The sequence below is a fragment of the Actinacidiphila sp. bgisy160 genome (assembly GCF_965342435.1).
GTDB lineage: Bacteria > Actinomycetota > Actinomycetes > Streptomycetales > Streptomycetaceae > Actinacidiphila.
This window is the reverse complement of the sequence record NZ_CBDRCM010000070.1, coordinates 24,589-33,827: the sequence shown is the minus strand read 5'-3', so window position 1 is coordinate 33,827 and position 9,239 is coordinate 24,589. Positions and strand designations below refer to the sequence as shown.

At 73.7% G+C, this 9,239-nt stretch carries 12 protein-coding genes; 3 read left to right on the top strand and 9 right to left on the bottom strand.

Going from position 1 to position 9,239, the window contains the following annotated elements:
* Nucleotides 1-489: 489 nt before the first annotated feature.
* Both ACRWNP_RS33445 and ACRWNP_RS33440 read left to right on the top strand, forming a co-directional pair.
* The gene (locus ACRWNP_RS33445) at nt 490-1,020 is read left to right on the top strand and encodes a hypothetical protein (RefSeq protein WP_431968141.1); all 531 of its coding nucleotides are present in this window, start codon (nt 490-492) and stop codon (nt 1,018-1,020) included.
* Between the two features lie 122 nt (nt 1,021-1,142).
* The gene (locus ACRWNP_RS33440) at nt 1,143-2,915 is read left to right on the top strand and encodes a S8 family serine peptidase (RefSeq protein WP_431968139.1); all 1,773 of its coding nucleotides are present in this window, start codon (nt 1,143-1,145) and stop codon (nt 2,913-2,915) included.
* A gap of 129 nt (nt 2,916-3,044) precedes the next feature.
* Here the strand turns inward: ACRWNP_RS33440 and ACRWNP_RS33435 are convergent, their stop codons facing one another.
* Together ACRWNP_RS33435 and ACRWNP_RS33430 are read right to left on the bottom strand one after the other, a co-directional pair.
* Entirely contained in the window at nt 3,045-4,250 is a 1,206-nt protein-coding gene (locus tag ACRWNP_RS33435; protein WP_431968137.1) for a PP2C family protein-serine/threonine phosphatase, read from the bottom strand.
* A gap of 172 nt (nt 4,251-4,422) precedes the next feature.
* Nucleotides 4,423-4,857: an ATP-binding protein gene (locus ACRWNP_RS33430; protein WP_431968135.1), complete on the bottom strand. Its 435-nt coding sequence runs from the start codon at nt 4,855-4,857 to the stop codon at nt 4,423-4,425.
* Nucleotides 4,858-5,103: 246 nt separating this feature from the next.
* Between ACRWNP_RS33430 and ACRWNP_RS33425 the strand changes: the two genes are divergently transcribed.
* Nucleotides 5,104-5,868, top strand: coding sequence for a YqjF family protein (locus tag ACRWNP_RS33425; protein WP_431968133.1), 765 nt, complete (start codon nt 5,104-5,106; stop codon nt 5,866-5,868).
* 16 nt (nt 5,869-5,884) lie between these two features.
* Here the strand turns inward: ACRWNP_RS33425 and ACRWNP_RS33420 are convergent, their stop codons facing one another.
* The 7 genes from ACRWNP_RS33420 to ACRWNP_RS33390 are packed head-to-tail and all read right to left on the bottom strand — an operon-like array spanning nt 5,885 to nt 9,218.
* On the bottom strand, nt 5,885-6,283 hold the full coding sequence (locus tag ACRWNP_RS33420; protein ID WP_431968131.1) for a gas vesicle protein K: 399 nt from the start codon (nt 6,281-6,283) through the stop codon (nt 5,885-5,887).
* Nucleotides 6,280-6,495, bottom strand: a complete 216-nt coding sequence (locus tag ACRWNP_RS33415) for a gas vesicle protein (RefSeq protein ID WP_431968129.1) — start codon at nt 6,493-6,495, stop codon at nt 6,280-6,282. The genes ACRWNP_RS33420 and ACRWNP_RS33415 overlap by 4 nt, the downstream gene beginning before the upstream one ends.
* On the bottom strand, nt 6,492-7,298 hold the full coding sequence (locus tag ACRWNP_RS33410) for a GvpL/GvpF family gas vesicle protein (RefSeq protein WP_431968127.1): 807 nt from the start codon (nt 7,296-7,298) through the stop codon (nt 6,492-6,494). The genes ACRWNP_RS33415 and ACRWNP_RS33410 overlap by 4 nt, the downstream gene beginning before the upstream one ends.
* Complete coding sequence (locus ACRWNP_RS33405) at nt 7,291-7,743, bottom strand: gas vesicle protein (protein WP_431968125.1); 453 nt, start codon at nt 7,741-7,743, stop codon at nt 7,291-7,293. Before ACRWNP_RS33405 ends, ACRWNP_RS33410 begins: the two co-directional genes overlap by 8 nt.
* Nucleotides 7,744-7,757: 14 nt before the next feature.
* Entirely contained in the window at nt 7,758-8,012 is a 255-nt protein-coding gene (locus ACRWNP_RS33400) for a gas vesicle protein GvpG (protein WP_431968123.1), read from the bottom strand.
* Between the two features lie 22 nt (nt 8,013-8,034).
* Complete coding sequence (locus ACRWNP_RS33395; protein ID WP_431968121.1) at nt 8,035-8,748, bottom strand: GvpL/GvpF family gas vesicle protein; 714 nt, start codon at nt 8,746-8,748, stop codon at nt 8,035-8,037.
* 2 nt (nt 8,749-8,750) lie between these two features.
* Nucleotides 8,751-9,218, bottom strand: coding sequence for a gas vesicle structural protein GvpA (locus ACRWNP_RS33390; RefSeq protein WP_431968119.1), 468 nt, complete (start codon nt 9,216-9,218; stop codon nt 8,751-8,753).
* Nucleotides 9,219-9,239: the final 21 nt, after the last annotated feature.

Below are 9,239 nucleotides of genomic sequence, written 5' to 3'. Positions count from 1 at the left end.
CCCCCCCCCCCCCCCCCCCCCCCCCCCCCCCCCCCCCCCCGCGCCCGCCCCGGTCCCACGGCCGCGGCCGGCGGAAGAGCGCGAGTCGGCCGGGTGCGTGACGGGGGGCGTACGCGCCGGGCCGCTGCCATCCCCACCGCCCCGCCCCCCTGAGGCCTCCGTCGCCGCCCTCCCCGGGGGGACGCACGGCAGGAGCGGACCCCGTCCGCGGCGCTCGTCGTGGAGCGCGCCGGCCGACCTCGATCGTGCCCGTCGGGATGCTCATCCCGCTGCGCCCCGGCGCTCCCCCGGCGTGGGCCGTCCGGGTGAGGTGGCCACAAGGAGGTTGATGCAGCTCGGGCGCCACGCACCCTCTGGTGGCGGTATGTCATGAGAAGCGGTTTTTGTCGGGTGGTGGTTTGCTGCGCATGGCGGCGGACCTGTTCTGAGAGCCCCCTCCACGGAGCCGCCGTCGCATCCCTTTCCCGTCACAGCTCAAGGAGGAGCTTGATGTCGGTCTACACCCCCCAGCAGTACGGTCAGCAGCTGCAGCAGCCGCACTCGCAGCAGTCCGGTCAGCAGCAGTGGCAGCCGTGGGCAGGCCAGCAGGGCTACGGACAGCAGGGCTTCCCCCAGCCGTTCATGGGCCTGCAGGGCTACGGGCAGCAGCACTTCGGCCAGCCCGGCATCGGGCAGGGCCAGCACCAGCTGCCGCTGCTGGTGACCGAGCTGTCGCTGCGCTGTGCCGCCACGGCGGTCAACGCCATGGTCGAGCAGGTGCGCATCGACCCGCAGATCATGATGGGCATCCAGGCCCAGGGCCAGATCCCGCCGCACGCCTGGAGCAGCGTGCTCACCGAGTGCGCGCGCCGCATCGCTCCGGTCGTGCACAGCGCGCTGAGCCAGATCGCCCAGGGCCAGTCCCCGTTCGGCCAGTTCGGCCAGCAGCAGTCCGGCCAGTACGGCCAGTTCCCGGGCCAGTCCCAGTACGGGCAGTCGCCGTACGGGCAGCACTTCGGCCAGATGCCGCTCGGCATCTGACCGGTCTCCCGGTCGGCCGGGGTGGCCCCTTCGGGCTGCCCCGGCCGGCCGGGCCGTTCGCCCGGCCGCGGCAGCGGCGCGGTGTGGTCCAACGCAAGGTGATCGGTGAAGGCGGAAGCGTGATGAGTGAGCAGCAGGGCAACGGCGGCATGGCGAAGGGGCACGGCGGCGCCAAGGGCGGCCGCAGGCCCGGTGCCGGATCGGACGCCGGCGGGACGAAACAGGGCGCGGAGCAGTACGCGGGGACGGCCGGGACGCATCCCGGGCAGCCGGGCGGCGGCCGGGGCCGGTACCTGGTGGCCCCCAGGCCGGCGCCCTGGCTGACCGCGGGCGTGCCGCCCGTCGAGGCCTCGGCGCTGTTCACGTTGCTCGAGGAGGACCCGGAGGTGGAGGTGGTCGCCCAGGTGCGCCCCTCCCGCTCCCGTGGGCTGGAGGCGATCGCCGAGCCCCACCCGGTGTGCCCCCCGGTGGCCGTGGTGACGATGCCCCACGAGCGCGCCCGGGCACTGGCCGCCAACCCCCAGGTGGTGGTCGAGGCCGACCAGCCGCTCGCCTACACCCCGGCCCCCTCGACGCGTCCTCCCGTCCCGGCCGTGGACCCCGCGATGGAGGTCACCCTCCAGGAGCCGCCGCGCATCACGGTGCGGGTGACCAGCCGCGGGCAGGGCGTGCCGGACGCGCAGGTGTGGGCGACGGGCACGGGTGCGACGGCGTACGCCGTCACGGGCGCCGACGGCCGGGCGCAGATCGTGCTGCCGGCCGACACCCCGGCAACGGTCCGGTCCCTGTACGTACGCCCGGCGGGCGACCACTGGCCGGTGCGCACCGGCCGCCCCTTCCCGGACGACGACACGCTTTCCGGCGCGGAGGTGGAGGTGGTGGTCCGCTCCCTGGCGGAGACCTTCGAGGGCTTCCCGGACCGGCCGCTCACCGGCTGGGGCTGGCAGGCGATGCGCCTGCACGAGATCCCCCCGACCTATCGGGGCCACGGCGTCTCCGTCGCCCTGCTGGACTCCGGGGTCGACACCGCGCACCCGGACCTGAAGGACACCGTCCGCTCCGGGGCCGACTTCACCCCCGCGGCGGACGACGCGGGCTGGCGTACGGACGCGACCGGGCACGGCACCCGCTGCGCCGGGATCGTGGCCGCCGCCGACAACCGCACCGGGGTCACCGGCATCGCCGCGGACGCCACGGTGCACGCCCTCAAGCTCTTCCCCGGCGGCCGTGTGGCGGATCTGCTGCGCGCGGTGGACCACTGCATCGCCCACGACATCGACATCGCGCAGATCAACGTCACCTACGACCAGCCCTCGCAGCTGGCGGCGTGGAAGCTGATGGACGCGCACGCGGCCGGCATCGCCGTCATCGCCCCGGCGGGCGACACCGCGGGGGCGCTGAGCCCGCTCGCGGCGCTGCCCACCGTGCTGGCCGCGGGCGCCCTCGCGCACACCGGCACCTACCCGCCGGACAGCCCGGCGGCCGCCACCCAGCCCCCGTGGCCCGGCCCGTACCCGGCGCCCTTCACGCCCACCGGCCCCGGCGTCGATCTCACCGCGCCCGGGACCGCGGTCGTCACCACGGCGCTCCGCGCCTCCTACACCGTCGCCGAGGGCACCGCGGTCGCGGCGGCCCACCTCACCGGCCTGGCCGCGCTGGTGCTCGCCCACCACGACCAGCTGCGCGCGACGCCGCACCCGCGCGGCGCGGCCCGCACGGACCGGCTGATGGCCCTGCTCCGCGGCGCCAGCCGTCCGCTGCCCGTCACCGAGCCGCTCCGCGTCGGCGCCGGGCTGCCGGACGCCCCGACCGCGCTCGGTCTCGGCGCCTCGACGACGGCGATGTTCGACGCGGCCGCCGATCCCATGGCGACGGGCTCGCCCTCCCCCAACTGAGGCCCGCCCCGCACCCCGGGCCGGGCCCAGCGCGTCCGCGCGGGGCCCGGCCCGGGCGGCCCGCCCTCCGGGGCGGTGTGCTCCACGAGCTCGATCAGGGCCGTGGCGACGGCGTCGTGGTGTTCGTCGTCATATCCTGCGGCCGGCAGGTCGAACGTCCGACTCAGCGGCGTCCCCGGCCGTGCCGGCTGCGGCTCGTGCGTGCGGTGTCAGCACCCTCCGGGCCTCGCGCACGATCGCGACCACGGCCATGTCGTCCTCCAGCGGGGCGGCGACGTGGGCCAGCAGGTCATCGGTCATCTCCCGTACGAGCTGGTCGGGGCGCCGGTCGCCCCACTCCGCGACCCGGCTCGTGAGCGGGTAGAACTCCCCGTCGTCGTTCCGGGCCTCGGTCACGCCGTCGGTGTAGAGCAGCAACCGGTCGCCGGGGGCGAAGGCGAAGGTGGTGGGAGCGTAGCTGCTCCCGGTCAGGCCGCCGAGGCCCAGCGGAGGCGCGGGTTCCGGGACGTCGAGGGTGGTGACCTTTCCGTCGTGGAGGAGGATCGGCGGCAGGTGCCCGCAGCTGACGACGTTCACGTACGGCTCGTCGTCGGGGATCTCGACGACGGCGGCGGTGACGAAGCGCTCGCCGACGTCGGCGTCACTCGGCCCGTCCCATGCCTGGGTCAGCTCCCAGCGGACGCTGGCCTCCAGTGACTCCACCAGCTCCGCCAAGGGCGCCTGCCGGTGGGCGGCGGCGCGGAACGCCCCGAGGACGGTCTCGGTGTCGCCGATGGAACACAGGCCCTTGCCGCGTACGTCGCCGATGAGGATGCGGGTGGCCCGAGCGGTGCGGGCGACGGCGTACAGGTCGCCGCCGATGCGGTCACCGTCGCCGGCGCTGCGGTACGCCGTCGCGATGGTCACCGGGCCCGCGTGGGTGGGCAGCGGCCGCAGCAGCACGCCCTGGGCCGCCTCCGACACCTCGCGCAGCTCCGCGAGCTCACGTCTGCGCCGCTCGAGCAGGGTGCTGATGAGGACCAGCAGCAAGGTGAGCAGCACCAGCGAACCGAGCTGGACGAGCACGTTCTCGGTGAGCAGCGTGTGCCGCTCGGCGCCGGCCGCGACGAGCGCCAGCACCGCCGCGAGCCCGGTCAGGGCCCCCCGTACGGCTCCGGCGAAGGCGGAGGCCAGCGCGACGGGGATGACGAGTACGTGGGCGAGATGGACGTCCTCGGGCAGGAAGAGGTCGGCGACCGGCACCGCCGCGATGATGGCGATCATCACGGCGAGGAAGACTCTGCAACCCGATCCGACGGGATCCTGCATCACCGAGAGACGGGACCCGAACTGCATGCGGGTACCTCCCTTCCCGCACCCGCACCGGGTGCGACCACGACAGCCCCCGCTCTACGCGGTCCCAACATAAGGGAATTTCGTTTTCTTCCGGGCAAAATTCGCGTACCCCATCGCAGCTCCAGAGGTCCCGGAGGCATGCGTGGGGGATCCACGCGCGCTTTTCCGGGGTTCAGGCGGCCAGCAGGTCCGCCCAGCGTCCACCGCCGCGGCCGCGGGCTCCGACGCCGGAGCTGATGCCCAGGCTGTCGACGATCGCGGCGCCGCGGCCGTGCTCGCCGGGGCCGCGACTGGCGGCCCAGGCGCCGTGCCGCGGCGCGGGCCCGCCGTCGGTGACCTCGACGCGGATGATCGCCCTGCCGTCGATCTCGCCGCGCCGCAGACGCAGGGCGACCGGCGGCAGCGCGTGCTCCACGGCGTTGGTCACCAGTTCCGACACGACGAGGACGGCGTCGTGCACGGATTCCTCCGGCACCGACCAACCGGTCAGCACGGTGCGTGCGGTACGTCGCGCGACGGCGACGGCCAGGGCGCGGTGCTCCAGCTCGCACACGTACACATCGGTGCCGCGTACGGCAGGTGACCAGGTCGCGTACCAGCGCGTCATGTCCATCACTCCCCACGCCGAAGGGCTGCTCCGCAGCGTCACCGGTATGGGAGGGCCCCCTGTCCGTCCCCAACGGATCCGGGCCCCCGGTACCTGCCCCCATGGTGTACCCCGCTGTGACCCCCTGAACCCCACCTGTCACAGAAGTGGTCCGGCGTGCCCTCCAGGGGCGATGGGGCGATCCCGACCGTGTTCACGCGCCCGCGGAGCCGGTGAGATGCCGGCCTCGTCTGCGATCCTGGCAGGGTGCCGCCCCCGCAGACCGTCCCGGAACCGATCACCGCGGACCCGCCCGACGTCGCCACCGCCCCGCTGCTCACCCAGTCGTGGCTCGACCTGGCCTTCCTCCACTGGGCGGCCGACCCGGCCGGCATCGCGCCGCTCCTGCCGGCCGGCACCGTGCCCGACACCCTCGACGGCGTCACCTATGTCGGTCTCGTCGCCTTCCGCATGCGCCGCGTCGGCTGGTTCCGGCTCCCCGGTGTCCCCTACCTGGGCACCTTCCCGGAGACGAACGTCCGCCTGTACTCCGTGGACGCCCACGGGCGGCGCGGTGTCGTCTTCCGCTCGCTCGACGCGTCCCGGCTGATACCCATGGCGGTCGCGCGCGCCGCGTTCCGCCTGCCGTACCTGTGGTCGCGGATGGCGATCCGCCGCGACGGCGACACCCTGACGTACACCAGCACCCGGCGGTGGCCGGGCCCGCGCGGGGCGCACTCCCGGATCACCGTCCGCGTCGGCGAGCCCATCGCGGAACCCACCGAGCTCGAGCACTTCCTCACCGCCCGCTGGGGCCTGCACAACACGTTCTTCGAACGGCAGCTGTACCTGCCGAACTCCCACCCCCGCTGGCCGCTGCACCACGCCGAGCTGCTCGACTGCGACGAGACCCTCGTCACGGCCGCCGGCCTCCCCGCTCCCGTGGGTCCGCCGGTCAGCGTCCTGTACTCCCCTGGCGTCCCCGTCCGCTTCGGCCGTCCCGCCCGCCCCGGCGGCATCCCCACGCCCTGAGGCATCGTCCGCGCGTTCAGTCGGGCGGCAGGAGCGTGCCCAGGGGGCCGAGGTCCAGGTTGAGGTCGGACATGGACAGGCCGTACTCGGCGCAGAGGCCCGCCATACGGTCGTGGAGGATCATGAGCGTGGCGCCGAGGCGTTCCTCCTCCTCCTCGGTGAGGTCGCCCGCGTCGACGCGGTGCAGGGCCTGCCGTTCCATGAGCTGGCGGAGGAGTTCGACGAGGGTGAGGACGAGCTTCATCAGATCGCGTTCGACCGTGTCGGGGTCGGTGCTGATCCGGCGCGCGGGCCGGGGCGACGCGGTGTCACGCGGGACGGCGGGGAGGAGGCGGAAGGCCCGGGCGGCGGCGTCGGAAACCTCGCCGAGGCGGTTTGGGGGGTGGTCGTCGCCAGGGGGTACGAGGGATGTCATGGGCCGGGCTCCGCGCCCCACGGGGAGAGGTGGCGTTCGCTGATGGAGACGATCAGAGCGCGCAGGGAGATGCGGACGAGGTCGATGTCGGCGATGGAGAGCACCACGTCGCCGGTGAGGACGACGCCGCCGCTCAGGAGGCGGTCGAGCAGGTCGACGAGCGCGACCTGGCGCTCGGCCAGGGGTTCGGGGGCCCGGTCGGCGGCGGTCATGGCGCCGCGTCCGCCGCGTCGGGTTCGTGCCGTGAGGCGCCGGGGAGGACGGCGAAGGAGTACGGGGCCCAGGGGCCGGTGACGTCGACGCGCACGCCGGAAAGTCCTTCGCCGGCGGCGAGCGCCCGGGTCCGGAAGGCCTCGGCCTGTTCGCGCGGGACGAGGAAGGCGTCGTTGAGGACGTTCTCCCCCGCGCCGGCGGCGAGTCGGCCCTGCTGGACGCCGTGCCGGGCGTGCCCGGCGGCCAGTTCGCGGCCGATCATCTCGACGCGTGCGGCGGCTTCCTCCGCCGCGCGGTAGGCCTCGTCCCGGGATTGCCGCTGGGCGCGGCGGGCGTTCAGGTAGGCGCGGCCGGGGCTGAGGGCGTCGGTGGTGCCGGGGGGTGCCGCGGCGGCCGGGGCGTCCACGTAGATCTTGACGCCCCATTCGAGGTGGCCCGTGAGGCGGTCCAGGACCTGCGAGAACGCCGCGTCGTCGGCGCTCAGCACGTCGCGGACGCGTTCCTCGTCCAGGTAGACCGTGGCCAGCCGCAGCGGCAGCACCGTGGTGTGCGCGGACAGCGCTTCGATGACGGTGTGATGGGCGCGGGCGACGGCCTCCAGCCAGTCCAGGTCCTCCAGGTGGCCGCGGAGGGCGTCCTCCCGGAAGTCCGCGGCAGGCACCGGGCTGACGGCGGCGGCCAGCGCACCGGACGTCACGAGCCGCACCGGCGCACCGGCGACGCCCCTCAGCGCCTCCAGGGCAGCGGCCGGCACGCCGTCGCCACGCAGCACGGCGTACGCGTAGCTGACCCGGTCATTCATCGTCCGTCCCGGTGCCGCCGCCGCGGCGGCGCTGCGTCGCCGCGGAGGACCGCGTGCGGTGGCGGGAGGCCACGCTGCCGCGTGGCGTGTCCGTCAGCTCCCGCCCCTCCTTCAGCGCCTCGATCTCCTCGCGCAGCCGCCGGTTCTCCTCGGCGAGCGAGCCCTCCCCGTGGGCGCGCGAGGACAGCGAGGGGTCGCGCTCCCACCAGTCGATGCCCATCTCCTTGGCCTTGTCGACGGAGGCCACCAGCAGTCGCAGTTTGATGGTGAGCAGCTCGATGTCGAGCAGGTTGATCTGGATGTCGCCGGCGATCACGATGCCCTTGTCCAGGACCCGCTCGAGGATGTCCGCCAGATTGGCCGAGGACCCCTGCCCGTAGGGGTGCGGCTGGGAGGCGGCCCTCGTGGGGTACGAGCCGAGCCGGCCGGCCGGGGAATCCGTCACTGCGTCACCTCGTCTCAGGGCGGTGCCTCACCGCGCCGGAACGCGGCGATCTCCTCGAGGCGGTCGAGCAGTTCCTCCTCGCGTGCCTCGAAGGTCTCGTCGTCGATCCGTCCGGCGAGGAGTTCCTTCTCCAGGGCGGCCAGTTGTCGTTCGACGGGCTCGGGGTCGTAGTACTCCTGCTCGGCGGCCTCCAGCACGCGCTCGACGACCCAGCCCACACCGCGCACCGGCGCCAGGGGCAGGGTGACGATCTGCGTGAACAGTCCCATGACGCCTCCTCACTCGTCCTCTTCACACGAAGCTGTACGGCGGCAGCGGTCCGAGCAGCCGGAAGTCGCATTCCTCGCCGACCTGGTTGGCCAGGCTGAGCTGGGTGGCGAGGAACATCTCCTCCTTGCTGTCGTCCACCAGGAAGGAGACGCTGAGGAAGTCCTGTCCGGCCGGGGCCGTGGCCACGTCGTCCCGCGCGAAGGGGCGCAGCGCCTCGATGATGCCCGCACCGAGGGCCTGCTGGCGGGCCTGCACCTCGTTGGCCATCAGCTCGCCCAGCATCAGCGGCGTGTCGGGCGAGGCGGATCCGGCGCGGATCTCCTCGTTCAGCCGGCGTGCCTCGTCGTTCTCGTCGAGGATCCGGCGCAGCAGCGAGTCCTCGTCCCACGAGACCTTCAGGTGGTACTCGGCGCAGCCCTCCAGGTTCTTCAGTTGCTCCTGGAACTCCCCCGCGCGGTCGTCCAGGACGCCGCGTACGGCGTCCTCGTCGGGTGCCGTGAAACCGAAGCGCAGCGGCAGTACCGCGCCATCGGCCATCAGCCGTTCCTGGACCGCCTGGTGCGCGAGCACGTCCCTGCGCCGGGGGCGCAGGTCCTCGGGCGCGTCGCTCACGACCGCGGAGAGCCCCGCCGAGGTCACCGAGCGCAACGGATCGTCCGACCCGCCGACGGGCGTGAGGCCGTCAAGGCGCATCGGGTGGTCCCTGAAAGTGATGGAGTAGACGTAGACGGCCATGATCATTCCCTCTCCCGCCGGGAGGCCCGCCTGGTGCTCCTGCGCTGCTGCCGGGGCTCCTCCTCGTACTCCGCTTCCTCCTCTTCGGGCTCCTCCTCGTACTCGTCATCCTCCTCGTCACCGCCCTTCAGGGCGCCGGTCACGGCCTCCACCGCGCCGGAGAGCGCGCCCTTGGACTTGCCCTTCGCGCCGCCCTCGGTGATCTCGCCGACGATGTCGGTGAGCTGGGCGGGCTGTTTGCGGCCGGACTCCAGGTCCAGGCGGTTGCAGGCCTCGGCGAAGCGCAGATAGGTGTCGACGCTGGCCACGACGATGCGAGCGTCGATCTTCAGGATCTCGATGCCCACCAGGGACACGCGGACGAACACGTCGATGACGAGACCTCGGTCCAGGATGAGCTCCAGGACGTCGTACAGACTCCCCGTACCGCCCCTGGAGATATTGCCGCCGCCCTGCGGCACCACGGTCATCGCGCCTCCCTTCAGCGCCTC

Coding starts and splice junctions, on each gene's coding strand:
- ACRWNP_RS33395 (WP_431968121.1), bottom strand. CDS start 8,748: ATGGCCGTCTACGTCTACTCCATCACTTTCAGGGACCACCCGATGCGC.
- ACRWNP_RS33445 (WP_431968141.1), top strand. CDS start 490: ATGTCGGTCTACACCCCCCAGCAGTACGGTCAGCAGCTGCAGCAGCCG.
- ACRWNP_RS33390 (WP_431968119.1), bottom strand. CDS start 9,218: ATGACCGTGGTGCCGCAGGGCGGCGGCAATATCTCCAGGGGCGGTACG.
- ACRWNP_RS33440 (WP_431968139.1), top strand. CDS start 1,143: ATGAGTGAGCAGCAGGGCAACGGCGGCATGGCGAAGGGGCACGGCGGC.
- ACRWNP_RS33430 (WP_431968135.1), bottom strand. CDS start 4,857: ATGACGCGCTGGTACGCGACCTGGTCACCTGCCGTACGCGGCACCGAT.
- ACRWNP_RS33415 (WP_431968129.1), bottom strand. CDS start 6,495: ATGACCGCCGCCGACCGGGCCCCCGAACCCCTGGCCGAGCGCCAGGTC.
- ACRWNP_RS33410 (WP_431968127.1), bottom strand. CDS start 7,298: ATGAATGACCGGGTCAGCTACGCGTACGCCGTGCTGCGTGGCGACGGC.
- ACRWNP_RS33420 (WP_431968131.1), bottom strand. CDS start 6,283: ATGACATCCCTCGTACCCCCTGGCGACGACCACCCCCCAAACCGCCTC.
- ACRWNP_RS33435 (WP_431968137.1), bottom strand. CDS start 4,250: ATGCAGTTCGGGTCCCGTCTCTCGGTGATGCAGGATCCCGTCGGATCG.
- ACRWNP_RS33400 (WP_431968123.1), bottom strand. CDS start 8,012: ATGGGACTGTTCACGCAGATCGTCACCCTGCCCCTGGCGCCGGTGCGC.